Genomic DNA, 15,425 nt, shown 5'->3' on the forward strand with positions numbered 1-15,425 from the left:
ATATGATGATTTTTGTTGCCCATATACCCCACAAGATGTACCTTTGTTTGCATTAACGGCCAGACACAGTGTTCCAGCACCGCATCTGGCCTAACCACAACCTAAGCTGTTGGGAGCTCGGATCATGGCTGATTCCGACCATAGCATGAGTTTTGGGCGCGTCACGCGGCGGCTGGCGCTTGCCGGGTTGTTTGTCGCCGGAGTTGGAAGGGCTTTTGGAGCCTCACGCGCGACAGTGCCTTCTGACGTAATGCCACCTCCAGCATCAGACCCGGCGATGATGGTATGGCGCGATTGGAATGCCGCATATGAGCAAGCTATGTGGCGCTGTGACCGGCTGCAGGAACTCGAGGCAGCACTTGGCGAGCGAGTGGATGCGCTGTGGGCGGTTGTAAGCGTCCCTGGCGGCGAGGAGACCATCGTTTGCTCGAAGGCAGCGCTGGACCGGATTGTCGGCGAGCGAACGGACATGGCGGATATCCGTGCGAAGGCCGAAGCTGACCTCGACGCGAGACAAGCACATTTCGAGATGGTTGCAACGGAGATCGGCTATTTCGAGGGGCTGAGGGCTGAGCAGGCAGGCTTTGCAAAGGTCGAGGCGTTGCTGGAGGCGCTTTCCGAGACGCCCGCGGTCTCACTTTCAGGCGTTGTGGGCAAGCTTGATGCGGTGTTGCGCAACGGCGCGGACTGGGACGATCGGTCTTCCTTTCCCTGGCCACAAATCCGCTCGGCGCGCGAGGATCTGATGCGGATCGGACGCCAGCTGACACCGCATGCGTTTTTCCCGGGCGGGTAGACGGTGAGGCTCGCCTCTCCCCTACCCCACCGGACAATTCGCCGGGTGGCTTCATTGCATGTGGCTTCACGGCGGAGCCGGTCAAGGTCAAGGCGGGTTGGCGCCAAGGCCTTGACCGGCGTTTCCAGCGTCGAGACAGTCCGCATCCTGCGTCTGCTTCGGAGAGAACGCCGAATGCAGGTCATTGCGCTCCATGTTGCTACGACCGCATTTTCCCCCTTCCCGGCCAGCATATCTGGCAGCTTCATCCCCGCTTCTACACAACGAAGCGAGGAAGCCTATGGCAGAAGACAACATGACGGCGGCCGACGCGCTGCACTCTCCGAACGAGCGCACCGACAGGCCCAAAACCCATCCGGCGATCCTGGCTCTCGCCTGGCTGATCGGCCGCGGCATGGCAAGAGAGCGCTTCGCAAACGCAACGGACGGCAAGGACGCCCCCAAATCTCACCCGGCCAAGGCAGAACCACCGGGCGCAAGACCCAACGACGGCAACTCCGACACCAGCTAGACCGAGAGCATTGTTCATGACCATGCGCGTAGCCCTTTATGCCCGCTACTCTTCTGACCAGCAGCGGGCAGCCTCGATCGAGGACCAGTTCCGGCTCTGCCGCGAACATGCGGCGCGCGAAGACTGGGAGATAGCCGGCACCTACCAGGATGCCGGCATTTCCGGTGCAAGCCAGATCCTGCGGCCCGGTATCCAGAAACTGGTCCGCGACGCCCAATGCGGGTTGTTCCAGCTGGTGCTGGCCGAGGCTCTTGACCGCATTTCCCGCGACCAGGCCGACATCGCAACACTCTACAAACATTTGAAGTTCGCCGGCGTGCCGATCGTCACTCTCGCAGAGGGCGCGATCTCGGAACTGCATGTTGGCCTCAAGGGCACGATGAATGCCCTGTTCCTCGGGGATCTCGCCATGAAGACCCGGCGCGGATTGCGCGGCCGCGTCGAACTCGGCAAGTCCGGCGGCGGGCTGTGTTACGGCTATCGTGTCGTCAGACGTCTCGGCGAGCGCGGCGACCAACTCAAGGGCGACCGCGATCGACACAGCTCAGGCCGACGTCGTCCGCCGCATCTTCCGGGAGTTTGCCACCGGCATCAGTCCACGCGCGATCGCCAAGTACCTCAACGATCAGGGTATTTCAGGACCTGCCGGCAAGCTGTGGAACGACACCACGATCCGCGGTCATGTCAGGCGCGGCACGGGCATCATCAACAACGAGCTCTATGTCGGTCGATTGGTGTGGAACCGTCAGCGTTATGTGAAGGATCCCGCAATCGGCAAGCGCGTCTCGCGCCTGAATCTGGAAAGCGAATGGATTGTCACCGACGTACCGGAATTGCGCATCGTGGGCGACGAACTCTGGCAAGCGGTCAAGGCGCGCCAGAGCGAGATCACCGACAAGTCCGTCAATCTGACCACGGCTGTCCGCGCGCACCACATGCGCAACCGGCTGAGCAGCGCCCGCCGGCCGAAGTCACTGCTGTCGGGACTTGTGTTTTGCGGCTGCTGCGAGGGGCCCTATTCCTTGCGCAGCGTCGACCGCTTCGCCTGCTCCAACCACACTAGCAATGGCTCATGTCCGAACAAGCGCACCATTGTGCGGGGCGAACTGGAGCAGCGGGTGCTCGCCGCCTGAAGAACAGGATGATGGCGCCGAAGCAGCCGCGGTTGCGATGCGGGCCTATGCCGAGGAGACGAACCGTCTCAACCGCGAACGCCGCGCCAATGCCGATGGCTGGAACGCAGAACTGGTGAAGGTCGAGAAGCAGATCCGCAGCATCATCGAGGCCATCAAGGCCGGCATGTTTCAGGTGAGCATGAAGGCCGAGATGGACGCGCTCGAGCTGCGCAAGGCCGATCTTATGAACCAGCTTGCCGCCGCCCCCAAGGACAAGCCGGACCTGCTGCCCAGCATATCTTCACTCTATGCGCGCAAGGTCGCGCATCTGACCGAGGCGCTCAACCATCCAGACGACCGACCGCAGGCGGCAACCGCGCTGCGATCGTTGATCGAGAAGATCGTTCTGACACCTGGCGCCAAGCGCGGCGAGATCGAAGCTACGCTGTATGGAGAACTGGGCACGATCCTGAACTGGACCGAGCGGCAGGCTGTTGGTTCTGCAAACAAAAACACTCCCGGAGCAGAGCTCGCGGGAGTGTCGTTATCAATGGTTGCGGGGACACGCAACCAACACTAATGGCGACTGGTTGAGCGCCTATCCCGAAGCTTGCCGTGCCTAGGCTGAGTGCTCCCGCAGCCAATCTCGGATGGAGCGATCCCACTTTTGGACCAAACTCCTAATCTGCAGGCGCAGATCCGATTCCTGTCGGGATCCAGGATTCAGACCTGTGGCCTCTGCCTTCGAGGCGTAGGTCGACAAAACGATAGATGCAAAGTGATCAGGCTGGGCGAGGGAGAAAAAGCTTATCTCGCCTCGCCGCCCTCAGTCGCCGCCGCGGCCACGCGGATAGGAGATGATCGACAGATACTTGATCGGAAGATGTGTCAGCTCTTCCGGACCGTGCGGCGCGTCGGCATCGAAGAACAGGCTGTCGCCCGGCGTCATGCGATAGAGATTGTTGCTGTGGCGGTAAACGACCTCGCCTTCCAGCATGTAGAGGAACTCCATACCGTCATGCTGGAAGGTCGGGAAGACGTCTGAATCTTCCGACAAGGTGATGAGATAGGGCTCGACCGTCACGCCCGATGTATCGGAGCCGATATGGCCGAGCAGCGTATATTGGTGCCCGGCGCGCGTGCCGCGGCGTTCGACGTCGACGCCCTCGCCCGACTTGACGAAAACGGCGTTGCGCTCTTCTTCGAAGCGGCGGAAGAAGGCGGTGACCGGCACGCCAAGCGCCCGCGAAAGCGCCTGCAGCGTCGTCAGCGACGGCGAGGTGATGCCGTTTTCGATCTTCGACAGCATGCCGAGCGAAATGTCGGTGGCCGAAGCGAGGTCGGCAACGGTAATGCCAAGCTTCTTGCGGAAGGCACGCACCTCGTGGCCGATCGCCACTTCAAGCACTTTTTCGCGCGTATCGCGTACGGCGTGCGGATCCTGGTGCAGCGGCGGCGAGACGTGAGCCAGAGCGGACTTTGCGGCGCCGACCGAAACCGCGGCCGCCATGGCCTTGCCGTTCTTCTTCGAATGCCCGTTCTTTTCTGCCGTCTTAGCCTTGCTCATATCGATGCCGCCTGCCTCTACTCGCTGAATCTATTTCACCGAGAGTAAACATTTTCAGCGGCACGTTCAACAGTATCTGACAAACGCAGCGGTGCGGCGGCCAACAGGACAGTTGTCAGCCGATCGCCAACCAGGCCGATTTCGAAAGTCGCAGGTACGGCTGCTACTGCATCAGCAGTATTTGCAGGTCGGCGACATTGGTGCCCGTGGCACCGGTCATCAGCAGGTCGCCCGACGACGCGAGCGCATGATAGGAATCGTTGTTCTGCAGCAGCGCCACCGGATTGCAGCCGAGCTTGCGCATCCAGGTGGTCGAGCCGGCGTCGACGATGGCCCCCGCCGCATCCGTTGGCCCGTCACGGCCGTCAGTGCCGCCGCTCAGGAAAACCCAGGGGCGCTTGATCGACGTCCACTCATTGAGCAGCGCAAACCGCAGTGCCAGCTCCTGGTTGCGCCCGCCTTTGCCATTGCCGGCGACCCGCACCGTCGGCTCGCCGCCGGCGACAATCGCTACGGGGCCACGTTGGCTGGCGGCAAATACCGCCATGCGGTGCAGCGTCTTGGCGACGTCGGACACATCGCCGCTCAGCCAGTCGTCGGCCTTGACGACGACGGGATAGTTGGCTTCGGCGCTATGCATCACCCTTTGCAGGCTGATCCCATTGCTGCCGATGACGATGTTCTCGACATGGTCAAAGCTGGTCGGCACCTCGGCGCGCTCGACGAGCAGGTCGAGATGCGTCTTGAGCGCCGGCGACAACGTCTTGACCAGGCCGTAGCGGTCGAGAATGGCGATTGCCTCGGCCTGCGTCGCCGAAGGCTGCGCGGTCGGACCGCTGGCGACAGTGCCGACATCATCACCGGGGACGTCAGACAGGATGAGCGACAACACCTTGGCCCGCGACGCGAGTTGGGCGAGGCGTCCGCCCTTGAGCCGCGAGAACAGCTGCCTGACGGCGTTGATTTCGCTGATGTCGGCCCCGCAGCGGATCAGCGTGTCGTTGAGCGCGATCTTGTCGGCGAGCGCGATACCGGCAGCTGGAGCGCAGGTGAGCGCTGAACCGCCGCCGCTGACTAGCACCAGCACCAGGTCGCCCGGTTCGGCCGACAGGGCAGCGCGCTCGATGACCTCGGCACCCCTGATGCTGCCTTCGTCGGGCAAGGGATGACCGCCTGATATCATTTCGACGCCTTCGATCTCCGCCAGGTTCTCGAAATTGGTCACAGCAACGGCGGCAACAAGCTTGTCGCCGATGAACGGCAAGGCCGCGCGCGCCATCGGGCACGCCGCCTTGCCGAAGGCGATCAGGATGACACGCCTTGCCGCGGCGATGTCATCGGTTCTCGTTTCAAGCGTGGAAGTGACCGCCTGCTCGGGATCGGACGCCGCGATACCTTCGCGAAACAGGGCGGTTGCCTGCGCACGAAGCTTGACCAGTGCCGAGACCGAGCAGTCGAGGTACATCACACCACCTTGTCGGGTAAGGCGCGGCCCTCGAAGAAGGCGGTCAGGTTGTCCACCGCCTTCATGCCCATGGCCACGCGGGTTTCCTCGGTGGCGCTGCCCAGATGCGGCAACAACACCACATTTTCCATGCGCATCAGGGCGCCCGGCACGTCAGGCTCGCCGTCATAGACGTCGAGGCCGGCACCCCTGATCGTGCCGTTGTCGAGCGCTGTCACCAGCGCCTTCTGGTCAACGACGTCGCCGCGCGCCGTGTTGATGAGGAAGGCGCTGCGCTTCATCGCAGCAAGCCGGTCGGCGTTGATCAGGTGACGGTTCTCGGCACCGCCGGGGCAATGCAACGACACGAAGTCGGAAGCGGCCAACACCTCTTCGATGCTTGCCAGCTGGCGCGCGCCCATGGCGCGGGTTTCCTCGTCGTCGACCGTCGAGCGGTTGTAGAAGACGACATCCATGTCGAAGCCGAAATGCGCGCGCTTGGCCATGGCCTTGCCGATACGGCCCATACCGATGATGCCGATCGTCTTGCCGGTGACCTTGGCGCCGATCATGTGGGTCGGGCACCAGCCCGCCCACTGGCCGGCGCGAACCTGGCGCTCTCCCTCACCTGCACGGCGGGCGACCGAAAGCAGCAGGCTCATGCCGATGTCGGCGGTGCAGTCGGTGAGCACTCCAGGCGTGTTGGTCACCACAATGCCACGGGCGCGAGCGGCGTCCGTGTCGATATGGCTGAAGCCGACGCCGAAATTGGCGAGGATCTTGGCGCGAATGTCGGCATCGGGGAAGACCGACGACGGCAGCTTGTCGCTGACGGTCGGCAGGATCGCGTCAAAGTTCAGGAACGCCGCCTTGAGCTCGGTCGGGCCGAGCGGCGCATCGCCCTGATTGAAGGTCGTGTCGAAGCGCTCCGCCAGGATCTGCTCGACTGCCGCGGGCCAGCGGCGGGTGACGATAACGCGAGGTTTCATTTCAATTCCTTGGTCATGCTTGGAGCGCCACGCATCCTGGTCGGACGCGCGAGGCGCACTTTAGCAGTTCGAAACGACACATCATGCGATGGATCATCGATAATCGGCCGGTGCACCAGACGGGCAGAAGGGAGCCGGTCGGCGCCGGCTCCCCCGAAGGCCGGGTCAGGCGGCCTTCTTCTGCTGCTCGAGCACGCTGGCGACGGTCGGACCGAAGGCTGCCGGGGTCGGCACGATGGTCACACCGGCTTCGCGCAGGATCTCGACCTTCTCCTGGGCGGATTCGCCGAAGGCCGAGATGATGGCGCCGGCATGGCCCATGCGCTTGCCCTTCGGCGCCGAAAGGCCGGCGATGTAGGCGATAAGCGGCTTGCGCATGTTGTGCCTGGCCCATTCCGCGGCCTCGGCTTCCTGAGGACCACCGATCTCGCCGATCATGACCACTGCATCCGTGTCCGGATCGTCTTCGAACAGCTTGAGGATGTCCTTGAAGGACGAGCCGTTGATCGGGTCGCCGCCAATGCCGACCGAGGTCGAAACACCGATGCCAAGCGCCTTCATCTGCGATGCGGCTTCATAGCCGAGGGTGCCCGAGCGGCCGACGATGCCGACGCGGCCCGGCAGGTAGATGTTGCCGGGCATGATGCCCATCAGCGCCTGGCCGGGCGTGATGACGCCGGCACAATTGGGCCCAACGAGGCGCATGCGGTCTTCGTAGCGGAAGCGGCGCATGTAGCGCTTCACCCGCATCATGTCCTGCGAGGGGATACCGTCGGTGATGCAGACGCAGAGCTTCAGGCCGGCTTCCGCCGCTTCCATGATCGAGTCGGCAGCAAAGGGCGGCGGCACGAAGACGATGGAGGCTTCCGCACCGGTCTCGCGCACGGCACCACGAACGGTGTTGAACACCGGAATGCCCTGATGCACCTGGCCACCCTTGCCGGGAGTGACACCGCCGACCACATTGGTGCCGTAGCGCTTCATGTCGTCGGCATGGAACGAGCCGATCTTGCCGGTCAGACCCTGGACGATGACGCGCGTCCGGCGATTCAAGAGAACTGCCATTTCGACCTCCCTTAGTTCTTTTTTGATTTCGCGTAGGCGCGCATCGCTTCGACCGATTTCTCGGCTGCCTCGGCGAGCGTATCGGCGACGATCACCTTTTCGCCCGACTCGGCGAGAATGCGCCGGCCCTCTTCGACATTGGTTCCGGCGAGCCGCACGACCAGCGGCACGTTGACGCCAACCTCGCGGATTGCCTTGATGACACCCTCGGCCACCCAGTCGCAACGGTTGATGCCGGCGAAGATGTTGACGAGGATGGTCTCGATGTTCTTGTCGGCGAGGACGGCGCGGAATGCCTTGGCGACGCGCTCGGGCGACGCACCACCGCCGATGTCGAGGAAGTTGGCAGGCTCGCCGCCGGCGATCTTGATCATGTCCATCGTCGCCATGGCGAGGCCGGCACCATTGATGATGCAGCCGATGTTGCCTTCGAGGCCGACATAAGACAGGCCACGGTCGCTGGCGAAGGTTTCGCGCGGATCCTCCTGTGACTTGTCGCGCAGCTCCGAAATCTCGGCGCGGCGGAACAGCGCGTTCTCGTCGAAGGACATCTTGGCGTCGAGCGCGATCAGATTGCCGTCCTTGGTGATGACGAGCGGGTTGATCTCCAGCATCGAGGCGTCGAAGTCGCGGAAGACGCGGTAGCAGCCGAGCAGCGTGTCGACGGCCTTGCCGATCAGGCTGTTGTCGAGGCCAAGACCGAAGGCGATCTCGCGGGCCTGGAACTGCTGCATGCCGGCGCCCGGATCGACGATGGCGCGGATGATCGAGTCGGGCTGCTTTTCCGCGATCTCCTCGATCTCCATGCCGCCGGAGGCGGAGGCCACGATCATGACGCGCTCCGACTTGCGGTCGAGCACGATGCCAAGATAGAGCTCCTGGCGGATGTCGACGGTTTCCTCGACATAGAGGCGCGACACCAGCTTGCCTTTGGGGCCGGTCTGATGCGTCACCAGCTTGCGGCCGAGCATGGATTCGGCGGCCTCGGAGACCTCGTTGTCAGTGGTGCAGATGCGGATGCCGCCGGCCTTGCCGCGGGCGCCGGAATGGATCTGCGCCTTGACCACCCATTTGCCGCCGCCGATCTCGCTGGCGCGATAGGTTGCCTGCTCCGGGCTGTAGGCCAGGCCGCCGCGCGGGATCTGCACCGAGTAGCGGGCGAGCAGTTCCTTGGCCTGATATTCATGAATATCCATGTCGAACTCCTCCTCAGTTTGGCAGGCTGTTGCGCGACCGCGCCGACTGCTCGATTGCGTCGTGCATGACCAGGACGTTGCGGGCCATACGTTCGGATGCGGCGTCGATCATCTTGCCGTCGAGAGCCGCGGCACCCTTGCCCTGCTCCTCGGCTTCCTTGAGCACTTCGATGATGCGGCGGGCGCGGGTGACTTCCTTCTCCGGCGGCGAGAACACGGCGTTCGCCAGCTCGATCTGCGAGGGATGGATCGCCCACTTGCCTTCGATGCCGAGGGCTGCCGCACGCTTGGCGGCGGCGATGTAGGCCTCCGGATCGGAGAAGTCGCCGAACGGGCCGTCGATTGGACGCAGGCCGTAGGCGCGGCAGGCAACCGTCATCCGCGACAGGGCGGCGTGCCACTGATCACCAGGATAGTCGGGGTTGAGGCCACCGATGCTGACGGTGCGCGCCTTGCAGCTGGCGGCATAGTCGGCAACGCCGAAATGCATCGCCTCGAGCCGACCGCCATAGGCAGCAATGGCCTCGACATTGGCCATGCCGAGCGCGGTCTCGATCAAGGCTTCCAGACCGACGCGGGTCTTGAAGCCTTTTGCCATCTCGATCTGGCTGACCATGGCATCGACAGTATAGAGATCGGCCGGGACGCCGACCTTCGGCACCAGGATGGTGTCGAGCTTGTCACCTGCCTGTTCCATCACGTCGACCACGTCGCGGTACATGTAATGGGTATCGAGGCCGTTGATGCGGACCGAAATGGTCTTGCCTTTGGCGCGCCAGTCGATTTCGTTCAGCGCCTGGATGATGTTCTTGCGCGCCCGCTCCTTGTCAGGCGGCGCCACCGCATCCTCGATGTCGAGGAAGATGTAGTCGGCTTCGCCGTCGGCGGCCTTGCGGATCATCTCCGGATTGGAGCCCGGAACGGCGAGCTCCGAGCGTTGCAGGCGCAGCTTGCGGAGGTGGTGGAGTGTATGGCTCATGCGATCCTCCCTCAGGCTGCCTTGGCGACGGCCGGCTGAGCCGACAGGCGGTAGTGCTCGAGTGCGGCACCGACGCCGGAGCCCGGCTGAACCTTGACGCCGCAGTCGCGCAGCGACATCTCGGCGGCCGAGATGGCACCGCACATCATCACTTCGTTGACCCAGCCGAGATGGCCGATGCGGAACACCTTGCCGGCGACCTTGTTGAGGCCGACGCCGAGCGAGGTCTGGTAGCCGTTATAGGCGCGGCGGACGATGTCGGCGCTGTCGATGCCTTCCGGAACCACGATCGCGCTGACCGTGTCGGAATTCCACTTCGCTTCCTTGGCGCAGACGCGCAGGCCCCAGGCGTCGACCGCCTTGCGCACGCCGGTCGCCAGCCGGTGGTGGCGTTCGAAGATGTTATCGAGGCCTTCTTCCTGGATCAGGTCGAGGGCAGCGCGCAGGCCACGCAGCAACTGGACCGCCGGCGTGTAGGGGAAGTAGCCGGTGTCGTTGGCACGGATCTGGTCTTCGAAGGAGAAGTAGCAGCGGCTGAATTTTGCAGTCTTGGCAGCGTTGAGGGCCTTCTTGCTGACCGACAGGAAGCCGAGCCCGGGCGGCAGCATGAAGCCCTTCTGCGAGCCGGACACTGCGCAGTCAACACCCCACTCTTCCTGGCGGAAGTCGATCGAGCCGACCGATGACACTCCGTCGACGAACAGCAGCGCCGGGTGCTTGGCGGCGTTGAGGGCGGCACGCACGGCGCCGACATCGCTGGTCACGCCGGTTGCGGTTTCATTGTGGGTGACGAAGACCGCCTTGATGCGGTGCTCCTTATCGGCTGCCAGGCGTTCGGCATAGATCTCGACGGGAACGCCCGTGCCCCATTCGACATCGACGACGTCGACATCGAGGCCGAAGCGCTCGGCCATGTCGACCCACAGATGCGAGAACTGGCCGAAGCGCGACATCAGCACGCGATCACCGGGGCTCAGCGTGTTGGTGATGGCGGACTCCCAGGCGCCGGTGCCCGAGGACGGGAAGATGAAGGCGCGGCCGGTCTCGTTGCGGAAGACCTTCATCAGATCGGTGAACAGACCGCGCGTGAAGGTCGGATAATCCGGCGCCCGCATGTCCTCCATCGGCATGTTCATCGCCTGCCGGACACTCTCCGGAACGTTGGTCGGTCCTGGAACGAAAAGCTGATTGAAGCCGGCCATGAAAAGTCCTCCCGAATAGTGTTGCGGCGTGGCGCCTGTCTGTGGCTTTCGGGAGGATGATCGGTTTTGCACCGCCGGCTCACAACACCTGCCGGGATAGATTCGCGGACCTTTGGGCGTTGGACCGGGCCTACTCTTTCAGATGTGCCGACCCCCTGTCGGATAGGGTGAAACCTACCCGGCCACCGCATGCATGGCGCCAGTTCCGCTCACGCAAACTTGTCAGCAAGGGGGCTCGTCCTGCCGCCGCTTAGGCCGATAATGGACCGGAGAAGGAACCGCCCATGGACATCAAGACCCTCGGCTTCCTCATGGCGACAGCCCTCCATCTGCTGCAGCCTTTGGCAGCTATGGCGGATGAGGCACCGCCGAAATCGGGCAATGCCGTCTTTGACCGCGCCGTCGAGCTCGTCATCGACAATTTCCACGACGCCTCGGCGCTGCCACGGTTCAGCGCAGCAATCAGGCAGGAAATCGGCACCGGGCCACTCAACGCGAGCAATTCGGAGACGCGGATCGACAAGGCGATCGATACCGTGCTTGCCAGTCTTCAGGCCTCCCACACCGGCCGTTTCGAACCCGACACGATCGCCTATTTCGAGCTCGCCGACATCTTCCGCTTTGCCATCCGCAACGACATGCGGCGGCTGTTTCCGCCCGACGGCCAGGTCAGCTATCCCGGCATCGGCATGATCGCCGAACCGCTGGCAGGGTCGCTGTTCGTCAGCGACGTCTATGACGGCTCCCCGGCGGCCCGGGCAGGAATCCTGACTGGCGACGAGATCCTTTCGGTCGACGGCGCGCCCTATCATGAGATTGCATCATTCAGCGACAAGGTCGGCCGCACCGTCGAGATCAGGCTGCGCCGGAACGCCGGTGCCGAACCCACGACCGTCACGGTAGCGGTGGAGCGGCTGCGTCCGCTCAGGACATTCGAGCAGGCGATCGAGGCAAGCGTCGGCGTCTCCGAGCAAAACGGAAAGCGCATAGGCTATGTCAGGCTATGGACCCTTTCGGCACCTGATGGTCTCGACATCGTTGCCCGTGAAATGGCCGACGGTCGCCTCAAGGACGTCGACGGCATGGTCGTCGACCTGCGCGGCCGCTGGGGCGGCGGCCCTTCCGATGCGGCCGAGCTGTTTGTCGGCGACACACCGACATTCCGGCTCATCCCGCGCAAGGGCGAGGCGACACTTGCCAATGTGCGCTGGCAAAAACCTGTTGTCGCGATCATCGACGAAGGCGCGCGAAGCGGTCTGGAACTGTTCGCCTATGCGTTGAAGAGCAACGGCATTCCGCTCGTCGGCGCCCGCACCGCCGGCGCGTTGCTGGCCGGGCGTGCCTATCTGCTGCCCGACGACAGCCTGCTCGAAGTGGCGGTCTCCGACGCCGTCATCGGCGACGATGTGCGGCTGGAGGGGATCGGCGTCGCACCCGACATTCCGGTGGCTTTCAGCCTGCCCTACGCCGCGGGCCGGGACCCGCAACGCAATGCCGCCGTGCAAGAGATGCAGCGCATCCTCGCCGGCGGCTGAGCCCATCACACCCCTGTCGTCGGGCGATGTCTGGTGCCGTCGATGAAGCGCTCGTAGCGAAAAGCCGTGGGGGCCACCAAAAGCCTGTCGCCGGTGACGATATCGGCTGTAAGTCGCCCGGCGGCCGGGCCAATGCCAAAACCGTGGCCGGAAAAGCCAGTGGCGATGACCAGCCCGGGCAGCGATTTGACAGGCGAAATCACCGGCACGGCATCCGGCGTGGCGTCGATGAAGCCGGCCCAGCGCTGCAGCGTGGGTACGCCTTTCAGCACCGGGAAGACCTTCTCCATGTTGGCGCGAGCAGCCTCGAGCGGGGCAACTGCCGGTTCGGGATCTAGCGTGCGGTGCCGCTCATAGACACTGCCCTCGCCTTCCAGCCTGGGCGAAAGCCCGAATGGGCCACCGAGGAAATCGCCGAAGCGCAGGCCGATGGAGCGCCACTCCCGCGACAGGATCGGCAGGAAATCGGTGAAGTAGCGGAAGCTGTCGGGGTTCACATGATGATAGCTGATGGTGCCGTCGGCGATGGTGTAGCCGCCGTCGAGACGCTTGCGGTAGGCAAAACCTTCCGTCCAGGCAGCGCCATCGGGACCGCCTTCGACAGGACCGGTACGCATCACCGACGAGCGCACGGCAAGTTGCGGCAAGCGGATGCCGACCGATCGACAGAGGTGGCTCGACCACGCGCCGCCGGCGACGACGACGGTGCTCGCCCGGATCGGTCCGTTCTCGGTCACCACGCCCGAGACGCTGCCCGCCTCGGTCTCGATCTCGCGCACCGCGCAGCGCAAAAGTATGCGGGCGCCGGCACGCTGAGCGGCACGGGCGATCGCGGGTGCTGCTTTCTGCGGCTCGGCCCTGCCGTCGCTCGGGGTGTACAGTGCTGCCCTAAACGTCTTTTGCGCGCCGGGCATGAGATCGGTCAGCGCACTTCCCTCGATCATCTTCGAGTCGAGCGCATAGTCGCCGGCGCGTCTCACCCATTCGGCATGGTGCTCGACGTCGCTTTCGTCCTGGCAGAGATACAGGATGCCCGTGCGGCGAAAGCCCACATCTTCGCCGACCAGCTCTTCGATGCTGCCCCACATCTTCAACGCTTCGACGATCAGCGGCAGCTCGCGGGGGTCGCGGCCCATTCGCCGGCACCAACCCCAGTTGCGGCTCGACTGCTCGCCGGCGACGTGGCCCTTCTCGCAGACGACGACCGAAATGCCCTTTCTCGCCAGGAACAGCGCAGCACTGACGCCGATGATGCCGCCACCGACGATGACGACGTCGGCGCTCTTCGGCTGGATGTCGCCAGCGGGCACCGGATCGACTGAAGGCCCCATTCATTTCTCCCCGATGTGCCAACGGGAGGTCTGCCAGCCCGTCTTGAAAATAACATACAGTACTGTATGCATTGACGTCCAATCCATGCAATGCCGCCGAAGCTATCCGGCGATCGAACCGGGGGGAAGAGCCATGTCGCCGCGAAAGATCATCATCGACACCGACCCCGGCCAGGATGACGCCTTTGCCATCCTGTTTGCGCTGGGCTCGCCCGAGCTCGAGGTGTTGGCGCTGACCACCGTCGGCGGCAACGTGCCGCTGGCGCTGACCTCGCGCAACGCGCTGCAGATCGCCGAACTCGCTGGCCGGTCCGACGTGCCGGTTTATGCCGGCTGCTCGCGTCCGATGGTCAAGGCGCTCAAGACCGCCGAATATGTCCATGGCCCAACCGGCATCGACGGCTGCGTCCTGCCCGAGCCGGAAAAGCCGCTGCAGGACAAGCATGCCGTCAACTTCCTTGTCGACACGTTGATGGCCGCCCCCGAAGGCGAAATCACCGTCTGCACGCTTGGACCCATGACCAATCTCGGCATGGCGATGGTGATGGAGCCGCGCATCATCCCGCGCATCCGCGAAGTCGTGCTGATGGGCGGCGGCTTCTTCGAGGGCGGAAATGCCACGCCTGCCGCCGAGTTCAACATCTGGGTCGATCCCCATGCGGCGGCAGTCGTATTCGATTCCGGCGTGCCGGTGACGATGGCCGGCATCGACTGCACCTACACCGCCCAGATGACCCCGGAATGGCTGCAGCAGCTGCGCGCGCTCGGCACCCGCTCGGCCATCGAAGCCGCCAACATGGCCGACTTCTACCGCCAGTATGGCTCTCACAAGTTCCCGACCGAGGCCCGGCCGATCCACGACGCCTGCGTCACCGGCTACCTGCTCGCACCGCATCTCTACGAGCAGAAGCAGTGCAACGTCACAATCGAGTTGATGTCACCCGAGACCATCGGGATGACCGTCGTCGACTGGTGGCACGTCACCGGTCGCCGCAAGAACTGCAACGTGCTGCGCCGCATCGACGCCGATGGTTTCTTCGCGCTGATGCTGGAGCGCTTCGGCAACCTCCCCTGAGGAACGACGAGATGAAGCGCAGCCCGACGTCTCCCGAACGATCGGCCAGGTCCGAAGCACGGAAAACGCTGTCGCGCGAGGCGTGGATTGCCGCTGCCATCGCTGCGCTGGAAAAGAAGGGCATCGCCAACGTCAAGATCGATCACCTGTCGAAACAGCTGAAGGTCACGCGCGGCAGCTTCTACTTCCACTTCAGGAACCTCAAGGATTTGCTCGACAGCCTTCTCGAGGAATGGCGTCAGCGCAACTGCAAGCCGTTCGAGGCGCTCATCGATCAGGAGGTCATCGACGGCCCGACCTTCTTCGACGCGGTAACCGGCGTGTGGATCAGGGAGGACCCGTTCAGCCCGCGGCTTGATCTCGCCATCCGCGACTGGGCGCGCGGTTCGGCAGTGATCGCCCGCAAGGTGCAGGCACAGGACGATTTTCGTATGGCGCTGCTTGTCCGGGCTTTTGCCGCGATGGGCTATGACCAGGACGAGAGCCTGATCCGCGCCCGCATCACCTATTTCCAGCAGATCGGCTACTACGCCACTCACTTCAAGGAGCCGCCGGCGGACCGCAAGCGCTTCCGCTCGCTCTACACCAAGATCCTGATCGGCTCCGACTAGACTTCAAGG

The 15,425-nt window shown here is 63.8% G+C and carries 13 protein-coding genes and 1 pseudogene; 6 read left to right on the plus strand and 8 right to left on the minus strand.

What is annotated here, in order from left to right; translation table 11 throughout:
* The first annotated feature begins 124 nt into the window (after positions 1–124).
* The 3 genes and pseudogenes from SLT36_RS30345 (at position 125) to SLT36_RS30355 (ending at position 3,002) form a co-directional block, all read left to right on the plus strand.
* Positions 125–796 (plus strand): hypothetical protein, encoded by a 672-nt coding sequence (locus tag SLT36_RS30345; protein WP_432288811.1) that lies wholly within the window; start codon positions 125–127, stop codon positions 794–796.
* 280 nt (positions 797–1,076) lie between these two features.
* Positions 1,077–1,307, plus strand: coding sequence for a hypothetical protein (locus SLT36_RS30350; protein ID WP_432288813.1), 231 nt, complete (start codon positions 1,077–1,079; stop codon positions 1,305–1,307).
* Positions 1,308–1,329: 22 nt separating this feature from the next.
* Positions 1,330–3,002: pseudogene (locus tag SLT36_RS30355) on the plus strand (recombinase family protein).
* 246 nt (positions 3,003–3,248) lie between these two features.
* Here SLT36_RS30355 and SLT36_RS30360 read toward each other — a convergent pair.
* The 7 genes from SLT36_RS30360 to SLT36_RS30390 all read right to left on the minus strand — a co-directional run bounded on the left by SLT36_RS30360 (position 3,249) and on the right by SLT36_RS30390 (position 10,864).
* On the minus strand, positions 3,249–3,989 hold the full coding sequence (locus SLT36_RS30360; protein WP_432288815.1) for a helix-turn-helix domain-containing protein: 741 nt from the start codon (positions 3,987–3,989) through the stop codon (positions 3,249–3,251).
* 163 nt (positions 3,990–4,152) lie between these two features.
* On the minus strand, positions 4,153–5,454 hold the full coding sequence (locus SLT36_RS30365) for a glycerate kinase type-2 family protein (protein WP_432288816.1): 1,302 nt from the start codon (positions 5,452–5,454) through the stop codon (positions 4,153–4,155).
* The gene (locus SLT36_RS30370) at positions 5,454–6,422 is read right to left on the minus strand and encodes a 2-hydroxyacid dehydrogenase (RefSeq protein ID WP_432288817.1); all 969 of its coding nucleotides are present in this window, start codon (positions 6,420–6,422) and stop codon (positions 5,454–5,456) included. The genes SLT36_RS30365 and SLT36_RS30370 overlap by 1 nt, the downstream gene beginning before the upstream one ends.
* A 165-nt stretch (positions 6,423–6,587) precedes the next feature.
* On the minus strand, positions 6,588–7,487 hold the full coding sequence (sucD, locus tag SLT36_RS30375; RefSeq protein WP_067967870.1) for a succinate--CoA ligase subunit alpha: 900 nt from the start codon (positions 7,485–7,487) through the stop codon (positions 6,588–6,590).
* An 11-nt stretch (positions 7,488–7,498) separates the two neighbouring features.
* Entirely contained in the window at positions 7,499–8,683 is a 1,185-nt protein-coding gene (locus SLT36_RS30380; RefSeq protein ID WP_154384334.1) for a malate--CoA ligase subunit beta, read from the minus strand.
* A gap of 13 nt (positions 8,684–8,696) precedes the next feature.
* Complete coding sequence (locus SLT36_RS30385) at positions 8,697–9,662, minus strand: HpcH/HpaI aldolase/citrate lyase family protein (RefSeq protein ID WP_432288819.1); 966 nt, start codon at positions 9,660–9,662, stop codon at positions 8,697–8,699.
* 11 nt (positions 9,663–9,673) lie between these two features.
* The gene (locus SLT36_RS30390) at positions 9,674–10,864 is read right to left on the minus strand and encodes an aminotransferase class V-fold PLP-dependent enzyme (protein WP_432288820.1); all 1,191 of its coding nucleotides are present in this window, start codon (positions 10,862–10,864) and stop codon (positions 9,674–9,676) included.
* 284 nt (positions 10,865–11,148) lie between these two features.
* On the opposite strand from SLT36_RS30390, the gene SLT36_RS30395 reads away from it, so the two are divergent.
* Positions 11,149–12,399: a S41 family peptidase gene (locus SLT36_RS30395; RefSeq protein WP_432288822.1), complete on the plus strand. Its 1,251-nt coding sequence runs from the start codon at positions 11,149–11,151 to the stop codon at positions 12,397–12,399.
* Positions 12,400–12,404: 5 nt separating this feature from the next.
* Here SLT36_RS30395 and SLT36_RS30400 read toward each other — a convergent pair whose 3' ends face one another.
* Positions 12,405–13,730: an NAD(P)/FAD-dependent oxidoreductase gene (locus tag SLT36_RS30400; RefSeq protein ID WP_432288823.1), complete on the minus strand. Its 1,326-nt coding sequence runs from the start codon at positions 13,728–13,730 to the stop codon at positions 12,405–12,407.
* A 133-nt stretch (positions 13,731–13,863) separates the two neighbouring features.
* On the opposite strand from SLT36_RS30400, the gene SLT36_RS30405 reads away from it, so the two are divergent.
* A complete protein-coding gene (locus SLT36_RS30405) occupies positions 13,864–14,805 on the plus strand; it encodes a nucleoside hydrolase (RefSeq protein WP_067967852.1) in 942 nt (313 codons plus the stop codon).
* Positions 14,806–14,816: 11 nt separating this feature from the next.
* Entirely contained in the window at positions 14,817–15,416 is a 600-nt protein-coding gene (locus tag SLT36_RS30410) for a TetR/AcrR family transcriptional regulator (protein ID WP_432288824.1), read from the plus strand.
* Positions 15,417–15,425 lie beyond the last annotated feature (9 nt).

This window comes from Aminobacter sp. BA135 (assembly GCF_050859125.1).
Classification (GTDB): Bacteria; Pseudomonadota; Alphaproteobacteria; order Rhizobiales; family Rhizobiaceae; genus Aminobacter; species Aminobacter ciceronei.

Excerpts from the sequence above, each read along its gene's own strand:
- SLT36_RS30345 (WP_432288811.1), top strand. The coding sequence starts at position 125 with ATGGCTGATTCCGACCATAGCATGAGTTTTGGGCGCGTCACGCGGCGG.
- SLT36_RS30350 (WP_432288813.1), top strand. The coding sequence starts at position 1,077 with ATGGCAGAAGACAACATGACGGCGGCCGACGCGCTGCACTCTCCGAAC.
- SLT36_RS30360 (WP_432288815.1), bottom strand. The coding sequence starts at position 3,989 with ATGAGCAAGGCTAAGACGGCAGAAAAGAACGGGCATTCGAAGAAGAAC.
- SLT36_RS30365 (WP_432288816.1), bottom strand. The coding sequence starts at position 5,454 with ATGTACCTCGACTGCTCGGTCTCGGCACTGGTCAAGCTTCGTGCGCAG.
- SLT36_RS30370 (WP_432288817.1), bottom strand. The coding sequence starts at position 6,422 with ATGAAACCTCGCGTTATCGTCACCCGCCGCTGGCCCGCGGCAGTCGAG.
- sucD (WP_067967870.1), bottom strand. The coding sequence starts at position 7,487 with ATGGCAGTTCTCTTGAATCGCCGGACGCGCGTCATCGTCCAGGGTCTG.
- SLT36_RS30380 (WP_154384334.1), bottom strand. The coding sequence starts at position 8,683 with ATGGATATTCATGAATATCAGGCCAAGGAACTGCTCGCCCGCTACTCG.
- SLT36_RS30385 (WP_432288819.1), bottom strand. The coding sequence starts at position 9,662 with ATGAGCCATACACTCCACCACCTCCGCAAGCTGCGCCTGCAACGCTCG.
- SLT36_RS30390 (WP_432288820.1), bottom strand. The coding sequence starts at position 10,864 with ATGGCCGGCTTCAATCAGCTTTTCGTTCCAGGACCGACCAACGTTCCG.
- SLT36_RS30395 (WP_432288822.1), top strand. The coding sequence starts at position 11,149 with ATGGACATCAAGACCCTCGGCTTCCTCATGGCGACAGCCCTCCATCTG.
- SLT36_RS30400 (WP_432288823.1), bottom strand. The coding sequence starts at position 13,730 with ATGGGGCCTTCAGTCGATCCGGTGCCCGCTGGCGACATCCAGCCGAAG.
- SLT36_RS30405 (WP_067967852.1), top strand. The coding sequence starts at position 13,864 with ATGTCGCCGCGAAAGATCATCATCGACACCGACCCCGGCCAGGATGAC.
- SLT36_RS30410 (WP_432288824.1), top strand. The coding sequence starts at position 14,817 with ATGAAGCGCAGCCCGACGTCTCCCGAACGATCGGCCAGGTCCGAAGCA.